This window comes from Pseudoalteromonas sp. L23 (assembly GCF_021728455.1).
In the GTDB taxonomy this organism is placed as follows: domain Bacteria; phylum Pseudomonadota; class Gammaproteobacteria; order Enterobacterales; family Alteromonadaceae; genus Pseudoalteromonas.
Genome location: NZ_JAKKCW010000006.1, coordinates 142,825 through 167,461, shown reverse-complemented (window position 1 = coordinate 167,461; position 24,637 = coordinate 142,825). Strand labels below are relative to the sequence as shown.

The window sequence follows — 24,637 nt, the reverse complement described above, 5'->3', positions numbered from 1 at the left end:
AAATATAACTTAATGTTTTAATGCAATATTTATTTAAATCCAACAGGCAGTTTTGATTTTTAGGGACTATGCTAAGTAGCATGCGCGGGCGGTAGCCCAATAACAATAAAAGATAATAACAATGGTATTGTACGAATTAATTCGCCGACATATTCAGATAAAGAAAAGGACCTTTATTGCACTGGGGTGTATTTCTGGTTTGGCCAACGCGTTGGTGCTTGCGCTTATCAACAACGTAGCTGCCAATATCTCTGATATTAATAAAGAAAATCATATTCTTTACTACTTGGTGCTATTTACACTGACGATTGCAATATATGGTTTCACTCAGCAAAGATTGATGACTAAAGCCGCGCAAATGGTGGAGCGTGCTATAGATAAATTGAGAGTCGATCTGTTTGAAAGCATTCGTCATACCGAACTGTCAACGCTAGAGAAAATTGGCAAAGAGCGGATCTTTAATACCATCAGCAAAGAGTTACAGACCATATCTCAGTCGGCGCAGCTGTTTGTGATCATTGGTCAATCCATCAGTTTGGTGTTTTTCACATCTCTTTATATTGCCTGGCACTCTTTTGTGGCTTTTATGGTTATCTCGACACTGATTTTGGTCGGAGCGAGTATTCACCGATTACGCGCCAATGAAATCCAGCGCAACATGCGCATTTCTTTTGAAAGCGAAAACCAGCTTATTCAACGCTTATCTGACTTGCTCGATGGCTTTAAAGAAGTAAAGCTCAGTGAGCCAAGAGCGGAAGATTTAGAACATGAATATCGTCGCGATTCGAATCGTGCAAGGCGTGCAAAAACCAAAACCCAAACCTTGTTTGCGACCGACTTTATTCTGTCGCAAATCACCTTTTTCGCAGCGACAGGCGCTATGGTGTTTATCGTCCCTATGCTCTCTGACGTGTATACCGATGTGGTCATTAAAGTTACCACCGCATCGCTATTTTTAATCGGCCCTATTACCAGTATTGTTGGTGGGATCCCCGTTTTCACCACCGCAACAGAGGCGGCGCAAAACGTCTTAGCATTGGAGCGCGATTTAAAAAATGTCCAAGATGAGCAAGAGGTTAAACGACCTGAACCGAGTGAAAGCCTAACCTCATTCAATGCCATCACCTTAGCGGGGGCGTTTTATCAACATCAGAAAAAATCGAGCGATCGTCCGTTTGCTGTGGGGCCGGTGGATATCACCTTTGAACAGGGGAAAACCACTTTTATTACCGGTGGTAATGGTAGCGGTAAAACAACGTTTATACGGATGTTGACTGGCCTTTATGAATTACAGAGCGGACAAATCCTTTTGAATGGCAAAGCGGTTACGGAAGATAATCGCCTTGCTTATCGAAGCCTATTCACAGCCGTTTTTGCGGATTTTCATTTGTTCCAGCAGCTCTATGGTATTCGTGATTTGAGTACTGAAGAAATCGACGAATGGTTGGACTTTTTAGAGATGCGCGCCAAAGTGGGTATTCAAAATGGGGCGTTTAGCACCATAGATTTATCATCAGGTCAGCGCAAGCGCTTAGCGCTTTTGAGTACCATTTTAGAAAATCGTCCCATTTACATCTTTGATGAGTGGGCGGCAGATCAAGATCCTATCTTTAGACGAAAATTCTACGAACAAGTGTTACCTCGTTTAAAAGCGCGTGGTAACACCATTATTGCCATCACCCATGACGACGCCTATTTCCATTTGGCCGATGTGCACTTAAAAATGGAGGAAGGTCAGTTGTTAGCACACCTCGACAGTGAAAGTAATGGAGTACCATCATGAACATTAATATTTCAGGGGATTTTGCCTTACTCGTCGCCGGCGGCTTAATACTGGCACTGATCCTATCTAATTTGCTCATGCGGGTGTTAAAGCGTTACAAGCCCAAGTGGCATAAGCGTATTTTGTCTTGGCGTTTTCGCGCAGGTGTGACGTTACTTATTCTACTGTTTATTGCCGTTGCATTGGTCAAAGTTATTTTTATTAAAGTCGACTCAGGTCAAGTTGGGGTGCTGTGGAAGCGCCTTGGCGGTGGTACGTTTGTAGAACATCCATTTTATGAGGGTACGGTGCTGGTTTATCCCTGGGATACGTTGACGATTTATTCGAGTCGATTTCAAACTGCGACCACAGAGATCCACGCCATTACCTCCGAGGGGCTCAGGATCAAAATGGAAATAACAGTGCGATACCGTCCTGTTGTGGAACATATTCCTTACCTACACAAGTTAGTCGGGACAGACTATCTTGATGAAATTGTGATCCCTGAAGTTGCATCAGCGGTTCGTATGATTGTTTCTGATTATACCGCTGAAGAGGTCTATGCTAATCAGCGATTAAAGATCCAAGATCAACTGTTAAGCACTGTGTTGAGAGAAGTTCAGCTACAAGAGAAGTCGATACTCAAACAGGAAAAAAGCGAAATGCAAGGGCACAATTTGGTTAATTTAGACGATATGCTTATTCGTCAGGTTGATATTCCTGAAGGCGTACATAGTGCGATTGTTGCGAAGGTGAATCAAATGCACCTATATCAAGAATATAAAATGCGTTTAGATGTTGCTGAAAAAGAGGCTGAGCGAAAGAAAGTGGAGGCTCAGGGGATAGCCGACTTTCAAGAAACGGTGAGTGGTGGGATCTCTGAAACTTATCTAAGATGGCGCGGCATAGAAGCAACCATAGAATTGGCGAAATCTAATAACGCAAAAGTGGTGGTAATAGGCAGTGGTAAAGATGGTCTACCATTGATTTTAAATACGGAGGGCAGCACATCTGCTTTGCCTGCTTCGGTTAACCCAAATGCTACGGATCCACAAAGCCAAGAGCCACAAACACCTAATGCAGCTAAATCAAAGTAAGGAGTAGTTACATTTTCAGTGTCACGGACTACACTGTGGCGATAAAGGAAAAGAGAAGGACAACGAAAAATGCAAATTGATTTACATCATGGCATGACGTGGGTGGTCGCACGCGCAGCGGGATTCACTGACCAAGAGGCTGAAATTATTGCTCACGCGGCACAATACGTTGATGATGCAACAAACTATGGTCACATCAAGTTTGATAACGGTGCAGCTTATGAGCGCATCGCAACTGCCCACAAGATGCTCGATTATAAAAACCTAGACAGCTTAAAGAATATGAAAGTGTGGGTACCTTTTCATTTCCTACCGGGTAATGGCGGTTTACCTGCTGGGCAAAATCCGTCAGGCACCTTTATTCAAAAGCTAGTGTGTAAGCCACATTCCCATGTAGCAAAAGATATGGTCGCTGAGTGTATTGCAGATAAGCATAGGCCTTATGGATTGCACCGTCTTGGTATTACCTCTCATGTCTTTATTGATACTTGGGGGCATCAGGGATTTGCTGGCATACAGCATGAAGTCAATGAAGTGACTGAAATAATGGACTTGAATGGTGAAGCAGAAGAGACTTGGCGCGAGCGAATAAGCGAATACTTTTCTGATGTTTTTCAAGATGATATTCCAAGTTTAGGACATGGGCAGGCGCTTTCTCACCCTGATCAGCCTCATCAGCAGTGGAGTTACTTCAACGGATTGGGCGAAAAAGTAGTGCGAGATAATCCAAGCGATTTTCTAATCGCAGCCGATGAACTTTGCAAGGTCTATCAAGACTATCGAGGCGAGGCTACAAGTGGCTTGAGTGAGTCATTAAAGCAAGAAATAGTGCAGTGCTTTGCTGAATTTGATATGGATGATGGTGAAGAACGTCATCAACTGTGGCTTGATGCCATCGAAGCTAACCGATTTGGGCTTGGAAGTTATACCCTAACTTACATTGCCAAAGGTGAGGGGTCGTGGAAACACCAAGCGCTAGGTACAACCCGTGCTAAAGGTGACGACGATAGCTATTCATTTCGCAGTGAATTCTTAACTTCTAACTGGAAGTATTTTCACGATGCAGCCAAAAAGCATCGCCTCTGTGTCATTGATGATATTTTACCCAAATACGGAATTTGTGTGAGCTAAGCTTCAGTAAAGTAAGTGCAGCAAGGCTGCACAATTTTGTGTTTAAAATAGCTCGGAAGAAAGCTCGCGGGATTGTGAATTTTGGTTAATATGCCAAGTTTCGACAAGGCGAGTCGTACCACCCGAGTTTTTACAAATTAATTCTGTCACCAGCACTTTATAAAAACCACTGTATTTAGCCTCACCCACAACATTCAAGACATCACTATAAAATCCACCTTGATGTCTTTCATTGAAAAATTCTGGGTTACCACTGACATAATTGGTTTTACGGCACTGGCCTTGGTGCGAGTTGTTATTAATATTAATCAAGCCGGTATATTGAACATCCGCAAAATACCCTGGGCCATTGCTCGGCGTTTGCCAATCAGCCACTGTGATTTTACTGTGCCATACAACGGCGGGAGCCTTGGGTATCTTGTGATAAACAACCGCCTCTTCACCTGAGGGTAACGTGCAGCTGAGTTTAAGCGACTTTTCTGTCAGCTTATGCTCCGCAGGCAGTGGGCCAGAAATAAAGGGCGCGTTGAATGTGAGAGGAGCAATCAAATCGCCGGTTTGTGTATTAACCACTTCAAATTGATGGCACTCATCCGCCGCTAAGCCGCCCGTGAGCGCATTAAAGTACTCAGTTGTGCCTGCACGAGCTGAGATAAAATCAACAGGTGCGCCCTGATACTGCGAATGATCTCCAGCACCATCCTGATCATAAAATACCTGAGTAGCCAAAACAGAAGTGGAACTACAAGCCAATGCCATCGCAAGTAGTCGAGTGTTGAATGTAACCATAGTCTTTCCTTTACAGTTGTGTTTGTTTTTTATTCAGTCTCAATATAAGGTAAATGTAACTTCATGCAACTTTTTGATTTTTCTGGTTTTGGCAACTATCTAATTACTGCAACTGCTATTTGGGGTGGTGCGTGATGTGGATATAAATACTTAGAGTTTAGCCAGCGTTAGATGAATGGAGTTCAAGTGATTAGAGGTTCTAGTTATTAGAGAGGAAGTGGACAGTATGTTGATATGGGAAAATCATTTCTATTCGCCAACATTAGGTAAAAAGCTTTATGCGCTTATGGCTTTTCCAGTTGTAAGTTGTGAATCTTTAGACCTTGGCTGACACATTTCTGTATATTTATAATGTGTTAGTTGAGGTTTTAAATGAATAGAAAAGATGAGCAAGAAGTTAGGCGTAAGCTTAAGCGCGAATTCAACCCCGAAGTGCACCACTCGCTAAATTAGGCTGCATTGCATGCAAATACTGGCTTTATCAACGTTCGATTCACGCTCTTTCTTGGCTTTAATATTCTGCCCAACTTTAAACATGCGAGGGGTCAGCCCTCGCATACAAATCAACGACAGCAACTTGCTTGAAACCGACTTATCTATTTATCGACTTCCATTTGCGCCAATGTATATCGAGTACTTCTCCCACCAGCTTCGCTTTTAACCAAACACCCTAATTCGACCAGCCAAGTTAAGTGGCGTGTCGCGGTTGGCTTACTCACTTTTGCTACCTTATGGTACTGTGAGGTGTTGATGCCTTGTTCGAACTCACCATCAAGCATTTTATTAAGCACCTTAACTTGTTCTGCGGTTAGCTGAGTTTGGTTGATATTACGCCAGAAGTTTGTTTTGATTGTTGTCTTATCAATCTCTTGAAGCACCTGAGCAAAAGTTTCATCTAATGTATCTAAAAACCAGACCAGCCAGTCAGTTATATCTAACGAGCCTTTTTGAGTTTGCTCCAATATGTCGTAATAGCTTTTTCGTCGAGCCAAGATAGAAACCGACATTGCATAAAACCGGACTGATTGGCGCTCAGCTTGAGCAAGCGCTAAATCAGTCAATAAACGAGTGAGCCTGCCATTACCATCGTCAAATGGATGTAAAGTGACAAACCAGAGGTGCGCAATTCCAGCTCTAAGTAGGGGATCTAAACTCGGTTGTATGCGCGACTCATTAAACCAACAAATAAATACGCCTAACTCACGATCAAGAAGTTCTCGTCCCGGTGCTTCAAAATGGACTGTTGGCCTATCAAGTCTACCCGATACAACGTGCATTGGTTCGTCACCGCGCAGTTGGCCGCCAACAACTGAATTGAACAATGTATCGTCTTCTACAAAAAGGCGCTTGTGCCAATGCAAGAGTCGCTCTATCGACAATGGCACCTCTAAGTTATCCACTGCGTCCAGCATGATTTCAGCAAGGCCATCGGTACGAGCGGAAGTCGGAAATGGCCTTTCTTCAGATAATCCGAGTTTGTTCGCTAATGATGAGCGCACCGAAAAGGCATTTAGCTTTTCGCCTTCGATAGCACTCGAATGAACAATGTTTGCAAGTAAGGTATCCAACATGCTTTGCTTGTGGTTTGCTGTTTGGCTGAGCACTTTTCCTAGAAGGACCCCTTGATGTAAACGGACGCTTCTTAATTGAGGCTCGATTTTATCTTTGTCCCAAGTAAAATTGGGCCACCGAACTTGTTCCCAAATCCACATTTTCATACCTATGATGCGAAAACCCTCTTAATCAAATCATAACATGATGTGATTAAATCGGGCAATCACATCATGAATCGACTAGATGAAAGGCTAAGAGAATAAGGGAGTAATCCGTTATACCAGTTGTATTAAGTAAATGAGCTATCTTGAAGCGGGGAAATAGCTTTAGTAGCAAGGCAAAAATTTTACTATTTAGTTGTTCTAAATGAGAAATTTTTAACGAAGCTAATATGCTATTTCACCCTTCAAATTGATTAGAGAATTAATTCAATTGGTATTAGTCTGGCTTTTGAATATCGATCGAAAAGCCTCTGCAGTGAAAGACAAAACGATAAAGCAGATTGAAACAATCCATCCAGATTTAAAAGTGCTATTTCAGAGTTTGATAGATAAAAGAATTTGCTTAGGGTAACGCATTATAGTGTAAAAAAGTTAAACACTTCTTAATCTTAGATTTAGGCTTTGATTTTAAAGGCTTTTTTAGGGTGAAATGGTGGCCCCACCTGGACTCGAACCAGGGACCTAACGATTATGAGTCGTGCGCTCTAACCAACTGAGCTATAGGGCCATTTTGTGTTGTAAGTGCTCATTAAATTCATCCATGAAGCAATATCCTGTCGGCGTCCTGCCTCCACCTCATCAAGCTACGAAGCGCTGCTTCGGTCTTGATTCGCCCAACTGAGCTATAGGGCCATTTTGTGTTTTTGCGCGTTATATTCGTCCATGAAGCTTGGTTCCGGTCTCGGATTCAACACTCAGGGTCGCTGCGCTAATATCCCTTCGCTTCCTCGACGTAAACTCTCTTTGAAAGTTTACCCAACTGAGCTATAGGGCTATTTGCTGTATTGATTTAAAGGTAAATCACTGAAAGCGCAGGCAGTATAAAAATTTTTAACAGGCTTGTCACTATTAAAACGTGAAAAAGTCGGGGCGAATGGATTGATTGCTCAATAATAAGCCAATGTTGTAGCGGTTAGGGTGTTGCGTTGTGCGGATCATTAAAATGGTGAGGTAAGTATTGGTCTGGTTTTGCAGTGTAAAAAAATAGAGTTACTTAGAATTCGGGTTGGATTTTTGCTGTAAACACAAGATGAGCAAGCAGTAACGTTCGCTGGAAGTAGGGCAGAGATAAAAGAAGCCGGCAATTGGCCGGCCTCTTTTAGGAGAACGAATTAGGTTATTGGTGCATGCCTAGTTTTTTCTCTAGGTAGTGGATATTTGTGCCACCGTTTTGGAAGTTCTCGTCTGACAAGATCTTCTTGTGAAGCGGGGTATTGGTTTTAATCCCGTCAATTACTAGCTCATTTAGTGCGTTTTTAGCACGAGCGATCGCAACATCACGGTTCTCACCATAAGTGATTAACTTACCGATCATCGAGTCGTAATGTGGCGGTACTGTGTAATCAGCGTAAATATGGCTGTCCCAACGGATCCCAAGGCCACCTGCTGGGTGGAAGCGTGTAATTTTACCCGGTGAAGGGATAAAGCTCTCTGGGTCTTCTGCGTTAATACGGCACTCGATTGCGTGACCACGGATCACCACGTCTTCTTGTGTGATAGAAAGCGGTTGACCAGCAGCAATCTTAAGTTGCTCTTTGATTAAGTCTACGCCAGTGACCATTTCTGTTACTGGGTGCTCAACCTGAATACGAGTGTTCATTTCAATGAAGTAGAACTCGCCGTTTTCGTATAAGAATTCAAACGTACCTGCACCGCGATAACCAATCTCGATACATGCACGAGTACAGCGATCACCAATGTATTTACGCATTTCTGCTGTGATCCCTGGTGCAGGTGCTTCTTCCACTACTTTTTGGTGACGACGCTGCATTGAACAGTCGCGCTCACCTAGGTGGATTGCATTGCCTTGACCGTCAGCGAGTACTTGAACTTCGATATGGCGTGGGTTTTCTAGGAATTTTTCCATGTAAACCATGCCGTTACCGAAGAACTGCTTCGCTTCTTGTTGTGTTAAGGCGATAGAGTTTGCAAGTTCTTTTTCGTTGCGAACGACACGCATACCACGACCACCGCCGCCGCCAGCCGCTTTGATGATAACTGGGTAGCCGATACGCTTAGCGATCTGCGTATTGCGGTCGTTGTCATCTGTCAATGGACCATCAGAGCCTGGCACGCAAGGTACGCCTGCTTTTCTCATCGCTTCAATTGCTGATACTTTATCACCCATTAGACGAATAGTGTCGCCCTTTGGACCGATAAAGATAAAGCCACTTTGCTCAACTTGGTCAGCAAAGTCGGCATTTTCAGAAAGGAAACCGTAACCTGGGTGAATAGCAACCGCGTCTGTGACTTCTGCCGCCGCGATAATACGAGGAATATCAAGGTAGCTTTCGCTTGCCGCAGGTTTTCCGATACAAATGGTTTCATCTGCAAGAAGAACGTGTTTTAGGTCGCGGTCAGCTGTTGAGTGCACAGCAACCGTCTTAATACCTAGCTCCTTGCAGGCACGCAATACGCGAAGTGCAATTTCACCTCGGTTTGCAATGACTACTTTATCTAACATAACGTTGACCTTCTGCGTAATTATTCGATGATGAATAGCGGTTGGTCGAATTCTACTGGCTCACCGTTTTCAACTAGGATTGCTTTCACTACACCAGCTTTGTCTGATTCGATCTGGTTCATCATCTTCATGGCTTCAACGATACAAAGTGTGTCGCCAACATTTACTTTTGAACCTACTTCAACGTATGCCGCTGCTGTTGGAGAAGAAGCTGTGTAGAAAGTACCAACCATAGGAGACTTAACTTGGTGACCTGCAGGTGCGCTGCTTTCTGCTGGTGCTGCTTCTACTGCTGCAGGAGCCGCCGCTGGTGCTGCTGGTGCAGGTGCCGCTGGAGCTGCCATGTATTGTTGAGGTTGCGCATAAACTGGTGCACTGCTGTGGCGATTGATACGTACTGACTCTTCACCTTCAGTGATTTCTAGCTCTGCAATACCTGATTCTTCTACTAGCTCGATAAGTTTTTTGATCTTGCGAATATCCATACAATGACCCGCCTGTTAGTTAATTTGAGTTATTTTGTTTTCGCAATTGCGCTAGTGCTGCATCAAATGCAGCGCGATAGCCCAATGCGCCTAATCCACATATCACGCCTTCCGCCACATCAGAAAAATAAGACTTGTGACGAAATGGCTCTCTGGCGTACACATTGGTGATGTGTACTTCATAAAAAGGGATGTCCACACTGAGTAAAGCGTCTCGAAGGGCAATGCTCGTATGGGTAAATGCGGCAGGATTAATGATAATCGCATCGCATTGTTCATATTGAGCGTGAATAGCCTCAATTAGCTGCGCTTCACTATTACTTTGAATGTGTGACAAGCTGACTTGCTGTGCTTCTGCATATTCAGTTAATGCGTCAACAATTTCGTTGAGAGTCTGCGTGCCGTACTTGTGCGGCTCACGGCGACCTAGCATATTTAAATTAGGGCCGTTTACTAATAAAATCTTTAATTTTGCAGACATATTACGCGAACTTCCTTTAACTAAAGTATTAGCCAAAAATTTAGACTGTATGGCTTGTTAACTTAAGCCGAATTCCAGCAAATAGCAAATATTTCTCCATTTCGTGGAGTATTATAGAGAGTTCGAGGTAAATAGCAGCAAAATACTGGTCTAATCAGAAGGGGAGAGGGGCAAACAAGCTTGCCCCTAAAATGGTTACTTTGCGTCCTGCTTGGCCTTTTCTAGGTGGGCAGCAAAGTCTTTTGCATCTAAGAAGCCTGTGATGCGGTGTGCTGGCATCTCATTACCTTGGCTATCAAAGATTAAAATAGTCGGCAAACCAAACACCGTAAATGCTTCCATGATCTCTTGGGTGTTGTCATTGGCTTTGGTCAAGTCGAGCTTTAATAACTCATAATCTTTGAACTGTGCTTGTACTTCAGGTTTCGGGAAAGTGTATTTTTCAAACTCTTTACACGCAACACACCACTCTGCGTATAAATCAACGATAGGCACTTTGCCCTTGGCATTGGCCTCAGTAACGGCGACTTTAAGCGCGGCTAAGTCAGGTAGTAGCTTAAACTTCTGCTCTCCGGTAACGGCCTCTGCTTGAGTCGATGCAGTACTTACAACAGCTGTAGGTGCAGGAAACAAGCTTGTTTTTAATGCGTATAAGCCAACAATAAACAGGGTGATCGCAAAGCCCCACAATGTGGTTTTACCTTTTCCTGCCTGTAATTGGCTTTGCCAATAATGCAAGTAGAGTGCTGTTGCTACGGCGAGGCCACCGGCAAGTGAGACAATCACTGTCGCATCGAGTATGCGCTCTAAAAGGATAAGCGGTACGAAGAGCATTACAAAACCAAATAGCGTTTTGACCTGATCCATCCAGCCTCCTGCTTTTGGTAGTAATTTTCCACCTGAGGTACCTAGCAGTAATAGCGGTAGGCCCATGCCCAAGCTAAGTGCATATAGGGTTACCGCGCCCACCACATAATCACCACTTTGCGCGACAAATAATAGCGCGCCGGAAAGTGGAGCCGTGGTGCAGGGCGATGCAATAAGTCCAGATAGTACACCCATAATGAATACGCCCCAGTAATTGCCGCCTTTTTGCTTGTTACTGAGCTGAGTGAGTTTATCCATCATGCCGCTAGGTAAACGAATTTCGTAAACTCCAAACATAGATAGCGCGAGTGCGACGAACAATATACTAAAGCTGATAAGTACCGCTGGATGCTGCAAGTAGCCTTGAATTTGGCCACCAAAATACGCAACGACTAACCCAAGCGCAGCGTAAGTGACCGCCATACCTTGCACATAAACAAAAGACAAACTGAAGGCTTTTTTAGTCGAAAGGCCTTGTTGACCGGCGATGAGGCTCGACAAAATCGGGAACATCGGGAATACACAAGGGGTAAACGCAAGGCCAATACCAAGGCCAAAGAAAGTCAAAATATTCGCAACTAAGCTGCGCTGCATTAACTGCTCAGTGAAAGACAAATTATCGTTATCCATAGGCGCGATGTCGCTTTGAGCTTCTGCTTTTGTCTCAGGTGCTTTTGTTTCAGGAGCTTTGGTTGGCGTGGTCTTTGGCTTTTCTCCTGCAATCGTGCTTAACGGCACTTCTACAATTTCTGGCGGATAGCAAAGTCCAGCTTCGGCGCAGCCTTGATAGCGTATTTTTACGATTGCACCTTGCTCGATATTACTGAGCTTAGAGACAACAGATAAGTTATTAAAGTAGACTTCAGTGCGACCAAAAAACTCATCTTCAATCATCTTGCCTTTTTCAAGTTCAGGCACTTGGATGTCGGCTTGTTTGGCGATAATTTGAAGATTCTTCTTATATAAGTAATAGCCGTCGGCGATGTCCCAACCCACAAACAAGGTATTGCCTTGCTGGTCAAAATCGAACTTGAATGCTTCTTTTACTGGTAAAAAAGTCTGTTGTTTAGGAGCCAGTAAGCTGTCTAGCACCGCATTGTTTGCTTGCGCGGGAAACCACATCAGCAATGAAAAAAGAACTACTAAGAGTCGCATTACAATAATACCTCGTCCATCCATTTGAAATAAGCTAAGTTGCCGCTGGTGACGTCCACGACTTGAATTTCTGGGACATCATAACTGTGTAAGTCGCGAATAGCGGCCATCACTTGCTCTAGTTTTTCGGATTTTGTCTTGATTAACAGCTTGGTCTCTTGTGCATGTTCAACCTGACCTTCCCAAACATAAATAGATTCCACTGCTGGGATTAGGTTCACACAAGCTGCAAGTTTTTGCGTTACAAGTTGCGTTGCAATCTTACGCGCTTCTGCAACCGAATCGCATGTAGATAAGACGAGTTTATATCTTACGCCCATTGCCATTTCCATTTTAGGGTTAGTAATGGCATCTTAGCGGATAGCTCCTCTTTTCTAAAGCGTCTTACTTGTATCGCTTGAATTAAGACCTTAGCACCCATATTTATCTTTCGTAGATTTGGAGAAAGTATGTTTAGATTCTTATTTATTTTATTTATCGCTATTCCGATTATTGAAATTGCTTTGCTGATCCAAGTCAGCGAGGTGATAGGCGGTTTTGCTACCATTGCGCTTGTAATTGGTACCGCCATTTTAGGGGCAAGACTGGTTAAACAGCAGGGTCTTGGCGCTTATGTCAACGTACAGCAACAGATGTCTCGTGGGCAATTGCCTGCACAAGATTTATTTACTGGTTTGTGTGTGATCATTGCCGGTGTGCTATTGATGACGCCTGGGATCATGACCGATGTATTAGGTTTTTTACTGTTAACCCCAGCCGTTAGAAAAAAGCTGGCGCAGTCGCTTTTAGCCCATGCCACCGTAAGAGTGCAAACAGGCATGCATTCAGGTCAATCGCCGTTTGCTAATCAATCACGCGACGAGCGTGCGGATCAGCAGGAAGAAATTAGAGATCCATTTAAAAATCAATCGGGTAGAAATTCTTCAACAACGATTGAAGGTGAATACGAAAGAAAAGACTAAATTTTTTTGGTTTTTTCTCTTGGGTTTTAATTTGCCCATCCCCATAAATGAAAGCAATTAAAATTGCGTGTGTTAACCACAGCCTGTGGATGTAACAGCGCCTTAAAAAAGCATTATTTCTGTCATTGTTCAGAAACTGTTAGGAGAACTATATAAATGAACATTCGTCCTTTACATGATCGCGTCATTGTTAAGCGTCTTGAAGAAGAAACAAAGTCAGCTGGCGGCATTGTGTTAACTGGTTCTGCAGCTGAAAAGTCTTCACGTGGTGAAGTAGTTGCAGTAGGCAACGGCCGCGTGTTGGACAATGGTGAAACTAAAGCACTACAAGTAAAAGCTGGGGACACAGTGTTGTTCGGCTCTTACATCGAAAAAACTGAAAAGATCGAAGGTCAAGAGTACCTGATCATGCGCGAAGATAACATCTTAGGCATCGTAGAATAATTAATACTTTTTAGTTTAATCGACAACAGAATTTAAGAGGAATTTATAACATGGCAGCTAAAGAAGTTCGTTTTGCAGGTGACGCTCGTACAAAAATGCTAAAAGGCGTAAACGTACTAGCAGACGCAGTAAAAGTAACACTAGGTCCTAAAGGCCGTAACGTTGTTTTAGAAAAGTCATTCGGCGCACCAACTATCACTAAAGACGGTGTATCTGTTGCGAAAGAGATCGAGCTTGAAGATAAGTTCGAGAACATGGGCGCACAAATGGTTAAAGAAGTTGCGTCTAAAGCTAATGACGCAGCGGGTGACGGTACTACAACTGCAACTGTTCTTGCGCAAGCTATCGTGAATGAAGGCCTTAAGTCAGTTGCTGCGGGTATGAACCCAATGGACCTTAAGCGTGGTATCGACAAAGCAGTTATCGCTGCTGTTGAAGAGTTAAAAACGCTTTCAGTACCTTGTTCAGACGCAAAAGCGATTGCACAGGTTGGTACGATTTCAGCTAACTCTGACAAAGAGATTGGTGACATCATTGCAGAAGCAATGGAAAAAGTAGGTCGCGAGTCTGGTGTTATCACTGTAGAAGAAGGTCAATCACTACAGAACGAACTAGATGTAGTTGAAGGTATGCAGTTTGACCGCGGTTACCTTTCTCCGTACTTCATCAACAACGCTGAAAAAGGCCAAGTTGAGCTAGATAACCCACATATTCTTCTAGTAGACAAGAAGATCTCAAACATTCGTGAGCTTCTACCTACACTTGAAGCTGTTGCTAAAACAAGCAAGCCGCTACTAATCATTGCTGAAGACCTTGAAGGTGAAGCGCTGGCAACTCTGGTTGTAAACAACATGCGTGGTATCGTGAAAGTGGCAGCGGTTAAAGCGCCAGGCTTTGGTGACCGTCGTAAAGCAATGCTACAAGATATCGCGACACTAACTGGTGGTACAGTTATCTCTGAAGAAATTGGCCTTGAGCTTGAGAAAGCTACGGTTGAAGACCTAGGTACAGCTAAGCGCGTGGTTATCACTAAAGACGACACAACTATCATCGACGGTGCAGGCGAGCAAGAAGCAATCGATGGTCGCGTATCTCAAATCAAAGCACAAATCGAAGAAGCAACTTCTGACTACGACAAAGAGAAACTACAAGAGCGCATGGCAAAACTTGCAGGCGGTGTTGCAGTAATCAAAGTTGGCGCAGCAACTGAAGTTGAAATGAAAGAGAAAAAAGACCGCGTAGAAGATGCACTACACGCAACTCGCGCAGCGGTTGAAGAAGGTGTAGTACCTGGTGGTGGTGTTGCGCTAGTTCGCGTTGCGAGCAAGCTTGAATCGCTAACTGGTGACAACGAAGACCAAAACCTCGGTATTAAAGTGGCACTTCGTGCGATGGAAGCACCACTTCGTCAAATCGTTTCAAACGCAGGTGACGAAGCATCAGTTGTGGTTAACGCAGTTAAAGCTGGCGAAGGTAACTACGGTTACAACGCTGCAACTGGCGAATACAGCGACATGATCGAAATGGGTATCCTAGACCCAACTAAAGTAACGCGTTCTGCACTACAATTTGCAGCATCAGTTGCCGGTCTAATGATCACTACTGAAGCAATGGTTGCTGAGATTCCGAAAGAAGAAGCTGCTGCTCCAGATATGGGCGGCATGGGCGGAATGGGTGGTATGGGCGGCATGATGTAGTGCGACGAGAGTCGCGTAGGTCACTAGCCTAGCAGGAATAGCTCAGAGTGAGTGCTAACTATAGCATTCACTTTCCCAACCTGCAAAACTAGTAGTCGACTCCGGTATTCGGGGGTAAAACCGAATGCCGGACTTATCTGAGTGATAAGGTCGCGCAATCGTGTCTTTACGATTGGAAAACAAGTCACCGAGACATCAGTCATCGGCATTACGGAAACAAACAATTTCAGAGTTTCGGGTTTACCTCCGAATAATAGCGAGAAGGTATTTCATCGCGTAACCAAAGGGTGCTCTGTCATTTAGTAGTTTCGATTTCAAAAATCTGGAAACAAAGCTTTTTTAAGCAGCGTTTTGATCATGTTTTCTGTATCTCGACGAGTTTACGACCTACGGGCGTAAGCCATTAGAGTTATTGTCTCAACATATTCATTCATATGTAGCGAGACCAACCTTACGACAGGTTGTAGCCTAGGGATAGTGCATTACTGGTAACGGTATTGTGCGAAGCTTCCTGACAATGTATCTCTGCGAAAGCAGTAGTTAACTCGTGAGGGTTAAATATAGTCTGTTAATAACGAACGGACTGAGAGCTAGGCTAAACAATAGGGTTAACGTAAGTGAACTACTGATAAACACCGTCAACCGCAATAAGCGAAATGTTGTTGATACGCTTAAACCAAAAGGTGCGCGGCTGGTTATTCCTTTTACATCTGGGAATACGTCGTCATTGAGCCGTCGGTGGATAGGTAGAACCTAAGTTGTTTGTGTAATTTTAATGGAACTCGGTAAGCCCAATTATTCGCTTAGTTTATTGTTATTTGAATAAGTTAAGCAGGGGAGTCGTAAGGCGAACTGTTGAATAAGTGGGTAAAGGAGGTTGGAAAAAGCGAATGTCAAACTGTAATGGTTTGGATAGAGGTTCAAACTTTGCCTCAACGGGAAACCGTGCAGACTTCCAACTGGTCTTTAATCGTGTGATAGACGTGTAAAGCTGTCATCAATTTGATCCTAACGGGATAAGAACAATTCTTCCCGTTAGGGGATAGTTGCGTCTTGTTCTTGTTAGGTCATGACTAACAGGAGAAAAGCAAGATGAGTACAGCGTTTGTTGTACCTGCGTTCTCCCACCAAGCGCAAAGCTGGCATACCATCAATTGGTATTCGGTTGAGTTAACGGTGCGAGAGCTACAAGTACGGATCGCGAAGGCGACTAAGCAACAACAATGGCGTAGGGTGAAAGCTCTGCAACGTATGTTGGTGCGCTCGTTTGCTGCCAAATGTTTAGCGGTAAAACGGGTAACTGAAAATCGAGGCAAAAGGACTGCTGGTGTCGATGGGGAGTTATGGAGTACGCCTGAAAGTAAATGGCAGGCTACTTTTCGATTGAAGCGGCAAGGGTATAAACCTAAGCCACTACGTAGAATTTATATTCCGAAAAGTAACGGCAAACGTCGTCCTTTAGGAATACCGACCATGCTAGATAGAGCAACGCAGGCATTATACCTGTTGGCTCTTGAACCTGTGTCGGAAACTACGGCAGATCGAAATAGCTATGGCTTTCGCCCAATGCGCTCAACGGCTGATGCGATAGAACAATGTTTTGTCAATTTAAGTCGTAAAAGCTCTGCGGAGTGGGTGTTAGAAGGCGATATTAAAGGCTGCTTTGATAACATCAGTCATGACTGGTTACTTGCCAATGTTGCATTGGATAAACAGGTACTTAGAAAGTGGCTGAAAGCGGGATTCATGGAATCTGGTAAGTTAAACCCAACGGAGGCGGGTACACCACAAGGGGGAATTATTTCTCCTGTATTGGCAAATTTAGCGCTTGATGGTTTGGAAGAGATGTTGGAAAGCCACTTTGGTAAGAAAAACACCAAAGCCAGCTACAAGACTAAAGTCAATTATGTGAGGTATGCCGATGACTTCATTATTACAGGGATCTCGAAAGAGTTGCTGGAAAATGAAGTGAAGCCAATCGTTGAAGCCTTTATGGCTGACCGTGGGCTTACGTTATCACCAGAGAAAACGGTGATAACGCATATAACCGAGGGGTTTGATTTTCTTGGACAGAATTTACGTAAGTACAATAACGGTAAGATGTTAATCAAACCAAGTGCGAAAAGCGTGAAGAATGTCTTAAAGAAAATTCGCGACATAGTTAAAGGTCAAAAGACTGTGAGGGCAGATATGCTGATCAGTCAGTTAAATCCAATTCTTCGGGGTTGGGCTAACTATCATCGTCATATTGTGGCGAAAGAGACATTTAATTACGTGGATTATCGGGTTTGGAAACTTTTGTGGCAGTGGTGCCGACGACGACATAACAATCGTCATAAACGCTGGATTAAAGCGAAATACTTTAAATCAGTGGGCGCACGAAACTGGACGTTTTCAGGTATAACAGTCGATGGTTTTACCAAGAGGCTGATTTATACCAATGATACCATGATAAAGCGACATATTAAGTTAAAAGCGGAGGCAAACCCGTATGACTTAGCATTTGAGCCATATTTTGAACAGGCCTTGAGCGGGTTTGGAAAGAGTCAATGCAAGGTAAACGAACTTTGCTTATGCTTTGGCTCAGGCAGCAGCAAAGCTGTGCCATGTGTCGCCATCGTATTACTAAGGAAACAGGGTGGAATATCCATCATATTGTTGAACGAGTAAAAGGTGGCGGTAATGAACTGAGTAACTTAGTGTTGCTGCACCCTAATTGTCATAGGCAACTGCACACTTTTTGAGGTTTGTCTAGATGGAAGTTACTTTACATGTGGTGTTCAAGTGGTGAGTTGATAATCTAGTGGCCAAGTAAAACGGCAAATATGACTAAATTAACAAATAGTGACTTTTCGGTATACAAGTCAGTTTCTCTAGTTGTAATTTAGTTTCATTAGATTTAACTAGGCGTCAAAAATGAACAAACCAATTTGGGGCAAGTATATTGCAGCGCATATAAAAGAGTTTGAGGTAATATTATTAAGTTTTGGTCGGTTATTAAATACGATTGAACGAATACTTCTTTCTCTGAAGAGGCTTTGGCTCTGCGTTGGTGGTACTTCTATTGCTTTTTTCTCATCACAGAGGATAGATTGGAGTTCATTATTGACACTGTTTCAACCATAAAGTCGCTGGTCTGTACTTAGGTTCAGATTTATAAAGGCTTGAGCCGTATGCGGGGAAACTCGCTCGTACGGTTCTTAGGGGCGGCGGTGCAGTAATGCACTGCTGCTACCCGACATAAACATCATCTCTTAAGCACTACACGCTTTAGAAAAAATCTAGCAGTTTGAACTGACCCCCAGTAGTTGGACACCAACATTGGGGGTTATTTTATGTCTACATACATCAGAGAATTAAAGCTGTGCATCGCACAGCGTTGTCTTGATGGTGAATCATCGAATCAAGAGTTTTCTATCAGTTTTAGACTGATTAGGTATTGGACTTCTGTTTATATAATCCATGGTTCATCTTCATTTTACCTCTGATTATGAAAATTCCGCAGACTTTAAATGCTCGGTATGGTTGTTGGCGTATTCATTATGTTTTGCGTAAAGAAGGTATCTACTTAATCATAAAATGGTTCAGTGTTTAATGGCAAAACTAGGGTTAAAATCGACTGTAAGGCCGGAGAAATATCGTTCATATATAGAGGATTAGTTGGACGTATTGCACCAAATATCATGAATCGAAACTTCACATGGACTAAACCAAATGAAAAGTGGATGACCGATGTGACAGAATGTAAAGTGGCAGGTGAAAAAATGTATTTATCTCCTATTATCGATTTATTTAATCAAGAAATCGTTAGCCATACTGTCGCGACCACACCTAAATTGCATCTCGTGACTGAGATGCTAGATAAAGCGATGAGTGAATTAAGTCAAGTATGATCCTTGGTTCTACATAGCGAACAAGGGTGGCAATTCCAGCACCATGGTTATCATAATATTTTGAAAAATAAAAAATTAATCGGAGTGTATTGAGAAAAGGAAATTGTTTTGATAATACAGTGGCTGCAAATTTCTTCACGCTTTTAAAATCAGAAATGTACCATGGTCACTACTTTGACAGTGCCGAGCAACTTATGGCATGCATTGATGAATATATTGATTATTACAATAACGATCGGATTAAGGTCAAATTAAAAGGCCTGATTCCGGTAGAATACCGAAATCAGGCGTTGGAAGTCGCATAATAGAAATGTCCAACTTTAATGGGTCACTTCAGCTAAGGTGGCTTTTCTTGTTCGTTCGGAAAGTTTAACTAAAGCAGCAATCTTTGATTAGCGATTTAATAATCGCTTGAGATGGTTTTATTTTTTCCATATTGAGATATTCATTTGGCTGATGTGCTTGATTAATTGAACCTGGGCCCATGACGATAGTTTCGCAGCCTAGCTGTTGTAGAAATGGCGCTTCGGTACAATAGTTTACAGCAATTGCTTGTTGTCCTGACAGGCGTTCAGCCATTTTCACCAAAGCAGAATCCGTCGAGCCGGTAAAAGCCGGAATAGGTTCGTGCATATCTATAACCGAGACACTATTCGGATAATGTGTATTGATTGGTGCTACGGCTGCCGTGAGCATGGCTTGTAGTTCTTTGATGCTCAGACCTGGCAAAGGGCGCATATCAATATGTAATTCACAACAGCCACAAATACGGTTGGCATTGTCGCCGCCATGAATGTGTCCAAGGTTTAAAGTTGGGTAAGGAATAGCAAAATGTGGAGTTGAATATTTATTCTTTAATTCTTCTCTTAATTTTAATAAATTTGCAATCACCTGATGCATGATTTCAATAGCATTTAAGCCACGCTCTGGATCTGAGCTATGGCCTGAACGACCAACTATACGGATGGCGGTCGTCATATGGCCTTTGTGGGTAAATACCGGCACCATATCGGTGGGTTCACCAATAACGCAGCGCGCCGGCTTCAAGCTTGGATGTTTAGCAATTTCCTGAGCGCCAGCCATGGTGGTTTCTTCATCGGCGGTGGCTAAAATCATGATAGGAGCACTTTGCTGTAATTCATCAAGCTCTGAGATTGCATTCAATACGAAAGCAAAAAAACCTTTCATATCAATACTTCCAAGACCATATAATTTATTATCTTGCTCGCTTAATTTAAAAGGATCAAATTGCCAGCGGCTATCGTCGAATGGCACGGTATCCGTGTGGCCGGCCAACATTAATCCACCATCGCCATTACCTCGTCTTGCAATTAGATTATATTTTCCTTTTGCATGTTCAAGCTCTGTTACTTCGACAGTAAATCCTAACGTTTCGCACCACTGTGCGAGTAGCTGGATCACATTCTGATTACTCATGTTGAGACTTTCTTCTAATGCACTGATAGATGGCGCGGCGATCAGTTGCTGATACATTTCCATAAAAGCGGGCAATTTCATAAAAATTCCTAAAATACTTATTCAAAGTTCTTGCATAAAAATATAAAGATGTTTAGAGTGAATATCAATTCACTTTTTTAGCATAAATATATTTTTGGAACAGCAATGCGACGATTTGACTTCAACAATTAGCAGAACCAACCCTAATCAAACTTTTTTAATCTTGAGAACACTATGTTGAAAGTATCTATAATCGGAGCGAGCGGCTACAGTGGCGCTGAGCTTGCTAAGCTGGTTGCCAAGCATCCTGCCTTCACACTTGCACATTGCTTTGTATCTGAGCAAAGCTTAGACAAACACAAATTCATCAGCGATTTATATCCAGAATATTCGGGCTTGCTAGATATTGAGCTGCAACCCTTAAATGAGCAAGCTTTTTCGTTGATAGAGCAATCATCGGATTATGTGTGTTTATGCACGGATCACAAGGTTAGCGTAGAGCTTGCACCGGTATTTTTACAGATGGGGAAACGGGTTTTTGACCTATCTGGAGGTTACCGTTTATCTAGCAATGAAGACTACGAAAATTACTACGGCTTTTCTCACCCGCATCAAGACTGGTTAGCGCAAGCGCAATACGGACTAGCTGAATGGTACGGCGATGCTATTAAAACGGCGAAGTTGGTGGCGGTCGCGGGCTGTTATCCGACTGCGGCACTCAATGCACTTAAGCCATTACAACAAGCTGATCTGATAACAGAGCAGCCAGTTATCATCAATGCTGTTTCAGGTGTTACTGGCGCAGGTAGAAAAGCGAATGTCGCCACACACTTTTGCGAAGTATCTCTTGCACCGTACGGTTTGTTTACGCACAGACATAGTCCAGAAATAGAAAAGTACCTTGAGCACCCAGTGTTGTTTACGCCGCATTTAGGGAATTTTAAGCGTGGTATCTTGGAAACGATCTACGTCACTCTGAAAGAAAATGTCACACCAAATCAAGTCGATGCCGCTTACCAAGTGCTTGCCGATGAGCCGCTGATCAGATTAAAGGGGAGTCAACTTCCATCAATCAAAGCCGTTGAAAATCAGCCTTTTGTTGATATTGGTTGGCAGCAAAAGGGCAATCAACTGATCGTGGTTGTCGCGATTGATAACTTGCTTAAAGGGGCTGCAGGCCAAGCATTACAATGTATGAACTTGGCGGCGGGACTTGAGCATTATCAAGGTTTAGGAGTATCAGCATGAGCAAACAAACTTGGGTGATAAAACTAGGTGGTGCGGTGTTGAATCAAGAGGGTGCAGCGCAAGCATTGTTTTCAGCTATCAAGCAAATTCAACAGGACGCACCACACAAGCAGTTTGTGATTGTTCATGGTGGCGGGGCGCTGGTTGATAAGTGGCTTACCGATGCTGGTTTTGCTACTGCAAAACATCAAGGACTGCGGATCAGTCCGCAAGAGCAAATGCCCTATATTGTTGGTGCACTTGCAGGCTGTGCTAACAAGCAACTGATGGCGGATGCCATTACCGCCACGCTCAAGCCCGTTGGGCTGTGCTTATATGATGCAGGATTTACCACAACTCAAAAGCTTAAAGCGCTTGGCCGTGTGGGTAGCTGTGAAGCGAGTGAAGGGGGCATGCTTGAAGCGGTGTTGGAGTTTGACAGGTTGCCTGTTGTTAGTTCAGTTGGTATTGGCGCTGACGGCCATTTATACAACGTGAATGCGGATGAAGCAGCAGCAGCTATCGCCAGTAAGCTTGGTGCAGAACTTATTTTTATGACTGACGTTGAGGCGGTACTTGATGGCGATAAACAGCCATTAAATCAACTTAACGCGGAACAGATCTCAACGTTAATCGCGCAAAAGGTCATTGTGGGCGGGATGGAGGTCAAAGTTAAGACCAGTCTTCACGCTGCCCAACACTTACGACGAGGGGTGTACATCTCTAGCTGGCAAAAGCCAGAAAATTTAATTGCGTTGCTCAATGGTGAGCACGTAGGTACACAAATTCTGCCGTAGGAAAACACCATGACTAAGCATTTTTTAACTGGTTTGGAATTAGACCAAACTAACGTTTTGAACTTATTAAAGCTTGCAAAAAATATTAAAAATCAACCGCAAGAATATAACCAAGCCTTAGCAGGCAAATCGATTGTCACGTTATTCGAAAAGCCGAGCTTAAGAACGCGGCTGTCGTTCGATATAGGTATCCATAAACTGGGCGGCCATGCTGTGTATTTAGATCAGCAAAACGGTGCAATGGGGGCGCGTGAATCCGTAAAAGATTTTGCGCTTAATATTTCTACTTGGGCTGACGGCCTTGTGGCCCGAGTAAATCACCATAGCACGCTTGAGACGCTCGCTGAGTTTTCGTCTGTGCCTGTTGTGAATAGCCTATGTGATTTATATCACCCTTGCCAAGCGTTGGCTGATTTTCTCACCTTATTTGAAACTTACGACGATGTCAGTCAGATCAAAATCGCTTATCTCGGTGAAGGTAACAACGTAACACATTCATTAATGTTGCTTGCGGCAACGTTAGGTACTGATTTTGTGGCGGTTTGTCCTAAAGGTCATTCTCCAGATGCACAGATTGTAAAGCAAGCTGAACAAATTGCGGCGGTAAATGGCGCCTCAGTTCTGGTCAGTGATCGGGTAGAAGCGGCGGCTGGTGCCAATGTGCTCTACGCTGATACTTGGGTTTCGATGGGGAATAAAACGCCAATTGAACAGGTGAAAGACACCTTTATGCCATATCAAATCAACCAACAATTGGTTGAAGCGTGTGGCGCACAAACCATTTTGCATTGCCAGCCAGCACATCGTGAGTTTGAAATTACTTCCGAAGTGATGGACGGGCCAAAGTCAAAAATTATTCAACAAGCTGAAAACCGCATGCATGCTCAAAACGCATTGCTGGTATCGCTGTTAAACAAAGATTACGTTTGAGGTTAAAGAACATGAGCAAGATTAAAAAAGTGGTACTGGCTTACTCTGGTGGATTAGACACATCAGCGATTGTGCCATGGTTAAAAGAGAACTACGGTTGTGAAGTTGTCGCCTTTGTTGCCGATGTAGGTCAGGGTGAAGAAGAACTGGTTGGGGTTGAAGAAAAGGCAATCGCATCGGGTGCCTCTGAGTGCCATATCGTCGACTTAAAAGAAGAAATGGTTAGCGACTATATTTATCCAACTCTTAAAACTGGTGCTATCTATGAAGGGACATATTTACTGGGTACTTCGATGGCGCGTCCTATTATCGCCAAAGCACAAGTTGAAATCGCTCGTAAAGTTGGCGCGGATGCACTTTCGCATGGTTGTACAGGCAAGGGGAATGATCAGGTGCGTTTTGAATCTTGCTTCTCAGCGCTTGCGCCTGACCTTAAAGTGATTGCACCATGGCGTGAATGGTCACTATCAAGTCGTGAATCTTTGCTTGACTATTTGGCCGAGCGTAATATCCCTTGTGCAGCCTCTGCCACCAAAATTTACAGTCGTGATGCCAATGCTTGGCATATTTCTCACGAAGGTGGCGAATTGGAAGATCCATGGAATGAGCCAAGCGATCAGGTTTGGACCATGACTAACTCTCCAGAAGCAGCTCCGGATCAGCCTGAATATGTGTCGGTATTAATCGAAAAGGGTGAAATCACCGGTGTTAACGGTGAGAGCTACAGCCCTTATCAGTGCCTAGTTAAGTTAAACGAGATTGCAGCGCAGCACGGTGTTGGTCGTGTGGATATCGTTGAAAACCGCCTGGTCGGCATGAAATCTCGTGGCTGTTATGAAACACCGGGAGGCACTGTGATGATGGCTGCGTTACAAGCGATTGATGAGCTGATCTTAGACAAATCTTGTCGTAAATGGAAAACCGCGCTTAGCGAAGAGTTTGCACACTTAGTCTATGACGGTCGTTGGTTTACCCCACTGAAAGATTCAATTCTAGCTGCCGCAGAGTCTTTCGCACAGCAGGCAACTGGTGAGGTGGTACTTAAGCTTTATAAAGGCCATGTACATGCAGTGCAAAAGCAATCAATCAATAGCTTATACAGCGAAGATTTTGCCACATTTGGTGAAGATGATGTATATGACCAATCTCATGCGGAGGGATTCATTCGTCTATTCTCACTATCTAGCCGGATAGCGGCGTTAAACAAGCAAAAGCAGTCTTAA

23 protein-coding genes and 1 tRNA gene are annotated in these 24,637 nt (G+C 43.5%); 15 read left to right on the top strand and 9 right to left on the bottom strand.

Going from position 1 to position 24,637, the window contains the following annotated elements; genetic code table 11:
* The first annotated feature begins 121 nt into the window (after positions 1 to 121).
* From L3V43_RS12305 to L3V43_RS12295, 3 genes are all read left to right on the top strand, one after another.
* A complete protein-coding gene (locus L3V43_RS12305) occupies positions 122 to 1,783 on the top strand; it encodes a cyclic peptide export ABC transporter (protein WP_102057603.1) in 1,662 nt (553 codons plus the stop codon).
* Positions 1,780 to 2,859: a prohibitin family protein gene (locus L3V43_RS12300; RefSeq protein WP_102057602.1), complete on the top strand. Its 1,080-nt coding sequence runs from the start codon at positions 1,780 to 1,782 to the stop codon at positions 2,857 to 2,859. The genes L3V43_RS12305 and L3V43_RS12300 overlap by 4 nt, the downstream gene beginning before the upstream one ends.
* A 69-nt stretch (positions 2,860 to 2,928) precedes the next feature.
* Positions 2,929 to 3,990 (top strand): DUF6765 family protein, encoded by a 1,062-nt coding sequence (locus tag L3V43_RS12295; RefSeq protein ID WP_237116633.1) that lies wholly within the window; start codon positions 2,929 to 2,931, stop codon positions 3,988 to 3,990.
* Positions 3,991 to 4,032: 42 nt separating this feature from the next.
* Here the strand turns inward: L3V43_RS12295 and L3V43_RS12290 are convergent, their stop codons facing one another.
* From L3V43_RS12290 to cutA, 8 genes are all read right to left on the bottom strand, one after another.
* Positions 4,033 to 4,779, bottom strand: a complete 747-nt coding sequence (locus L3V43_RS12290; RefSeq protein WP_235367973.1) for a hypothetical protein — start codon at positions 4,777 to 4,779, stop codon at positions 4,033 to 4,035.
* A gap of 596 nt (positions 4,780 to 5,375) precedes the next feature.
* Positions 5,376 to 6,491, bottom strand: a complete 1,116-nt coding sequence (locus tag L3V43_RS12285; RefSeq protein WP_211867117.1) for a Fic family protein — start codon at positions 6,489 to 6,491, stop codon at positions 5,376 to 5,378.
* 494 nt (positions 6,492 to 6,985) lie between these two features.
* A tRNA-Ile gene (locus tag L3V43_RS12280) sits at positions 6,986 to 7,062 on the bottom strand.
* A 609-nt stretch (positions 7,063 to 7,671) separates the two neighbouring features.
* Positions 7,672 to 9,018 carry an acetyl-CoA carboxylase biotin carboxylase subunit gene (accC, locus tag L3V43_RS12275; protein ID WP_045987969.1) on the bottom strand — a complete coding sequence of 449 codons (1,347 nt, stop codon included), beginning with the start codon at positions 9,016 to 9,018 and terminating at the stop codon, positions 7,672 to 7,674.
* A 20-nt stretch (positions 9,019 to 9,038) separates the two neighbouring features.
* Complete coding sequence (gene accB / locus L3V43_RS12270) at positions 9,039 to 9,503, bottom strand: acetyl-CoA carboxylase biotin carboxyl carrier protein (RefSeq protein ID WP_017217207.1); 465 nt, start codon at positions 9,501 to 9,503, stop codon at positions 9,039 to 9,041.
* Between the two features lie 19 nt (positions 9,504 to 9,522).
* Entirely contained in the window at positions 9,523 to 9,984 is a 462-nt protein-coding gene (aroQ, locus tag L3V43_RS12265; RefSeq protein WP_010368763.1) for a type II 3-dehydroquinate dehydratase, read from the bottom strand.
* 195 nt (positions 9,985 to 10,179) lie between these two features.
* Entirely contained in the window at positions 10,180 to 12,006 is a 1,827-nt protein-coding gene (locus L3V43_RS12260) for a protein-disulfide reductase DsbD (protein WP_237116634.1), read from the bottom strand.
* Entirely contained in the window at positions 12,006 to 12,326 is a 321-nt protein-coding gene (cutA, locus tag L3V43_RS12255) for a divalent-cation tolerance protein CutA (RefSeq protein ID WP_039494127.1), read from the bottom strand. The genes L3V43_RS12260 and cutA overlap by 1 nt, the downstream gene beginning before the upstream one ends.
* A 129-nt stretch (positions 12,327 to 12,455) precedes the next feature.
* Here cutA and L3V43_RS12250 point away from each other — a divergent pair, with 129 nt between their 5' ends.
* The 8 genes from L3V43_RS12250 to L3V43_RS12215 all read left to right on the top strand — a co-directional run bounded on the left by L3V43_RS12250 (position 12,456) and on the right by L3V43_RS12215 (position 19,307).
* Complete coding sequence (locus L3V43_RS12250) at positions 12,456 to 12,968, top strand: FxsA family protein (RefSeq protein WP_017217203.1); 513 nt, start codon at positions 12,456 to 12,458, stop codon at positions 12,966 to 12,968.
* 156 nt (positions 12,969 to 13,124) lie between these two features.
* The gene (locus L3V43_RS12245; protein WP_010368755.1) at positions 13,125 to 13,412 is read left to right on the top strand and encodes a co-chaperone GroES; all 288 of its coding nucleotides are present in this window, start codon (positions 13,125 to 13,127) and stop codon (positions 13,410 to 13,412) included.
* Between the two features lie 50 nt (positions 13,413 to 13,462).
* Positions 13,463 to 15,109, top strand: coding sequence for a chaperonin GroEL (gene groL / locus L3V43_RS12240; protein ID WP_095728380.1), 1,647 nt, complete (start codon positions 13,463 to 13,465; stop codon positions 15,107 to 15,109).
* Between the two features lie 1,092 nt (positions 15,110 to 16,201).
* Positions 16,202 to 17,779, top strand: coding sequence for a group II intron reverse transcriptase/maturase (gene ltrA, locus L3V43_RS12235; protein ID WP_237116635.1), 1,578 nt, complete (start codon positions 16,202 to 16,204; stop codon positions 17,777 to 17,779).
* Positions 17,716 to 17,853: an HNH endonuclease gene (locus L3V43_RS12230; RefSeq protein ID WP_237116636.1), complete on the top strand. Its 138-nt coding sequence runs from the start codon at positions 17,716 to 17,718 to the stop codon at positions 17,851 to 17,853. The genes ltrA and L3V43_RS12230 overlap by 64 nt, the downstream gene beginning before the upstream one ends.
* A gap of 172 nt (positions 17,854 to 18,025) precedes the next feature.
* Positions 18,026 to 18,235 carry a hypothetical protein gene (locus L3V43_RS12225; RefSeq protein WP_237116637.1) on the top strand — a complete coding sequence of 70 codons (210 nt, stop codon included), beginning with the start codon at positions 18,026 to 18,028 and terminating at the stop codon, positions 18,233 to 18,235.
* A 557-nt stretch (positions 18,236 to 18,792) separates the two neighbouring features.
* Entirely contained in the window at positions 18,793 to 19,002 is a 210-nt protein-coding gene (locus tag L3V43_RS12220) for a DDE-type integrase/transposase/recombinase (RefSeq protein WP_237116638.1), read from the top strand.
* A 74-nt stretch (positions 19,003 to 19,076) separates the two neighbouring features.
* Positions 19,077 to 19,307, top strand: coding sequence for an IS3 family transposase (locus L3V43_RS12215; protein ID WP_328265963.1), 231 nt, complete (start codon positions 19,077 to 19,079; stop codon positions 19,305 to 19,307).
* A 64-nt stretch (positions 19,308 to 19,371) separates the two neighbouring features.
* Here the strand turns inward: L3V43_RS12215 and argE are convergent, their stop codons facing one another.
* A complete protein-coding gene (gene argE / locus L3V43_RS12210) occupies positions 19,372 to 20,520 on the bottom strand; it encodes an acetylornithine deacetylase (protein ID WP_237116639.1) in 1,149 nt (382 codons plus the stop codon).
* 177 nt (positions 20,521 to 20,697) lie between these two features.
* Between argE and argC the strand changes: the two genes are divergently transcribed.
* The 4 genes from argC to L3V43_RS12190 are packed head-to-tail and all read left to right on the top strand — an operon-like array spanning position 20,698 to position 24,637.
* On the top strand, positions 20,698 to 21,708 hold the full coding sequence (gene argC / locus L3V43_RS12205; protein WP_029215897.1) for an N-acetyl-gamma-glutamyl-phosphate reductase: 1,011 nt from the start codon (positions 20,698 to 20,700) through the stop codon (positions 21,706 to 21,708).
* Positions 21,705 to 22,484: an acetylglutamate kinase gene (gene argB, locus L3V43_RS12200; protein ID WP_010607124.1), complete on the top strand. Its 780-nt coding sequence runs from the start codon at positions 21,705 to 21,707 to the stop codon at positions 22,482 to 22,484. Before argC ends, argB begins: the two co-directional genes overlap by 4 nt.
* A gap of 9 nt (positions 22,485 to 22,493) precedes the next feature.
* Complete coding sequence (locus L3V43_RS12195; protein ID WP_010374249.1) at positions 22,494 to 23,414, top strand: ornithine carbamoyltransferase; 921 nt, start codon at positions 22,494 to 22,496, stop codon at positions 23,412 to 23,414.
* 11 nt (positions 23,415 to 23,425) lie between these two features.
* Positions 23,426 to 24,637 carry an argininosuccinate synthase gene (locus L3V43_RS12190; RefSeq protein ID WP_010607125.1) on the top strand — a complete coding sequence of 404 codons (1,212 nt, stop codon included), beginning with the start codon at positions 23,426 to 23,428 and terminating at the stop codon, positions 24,635 to 24,637.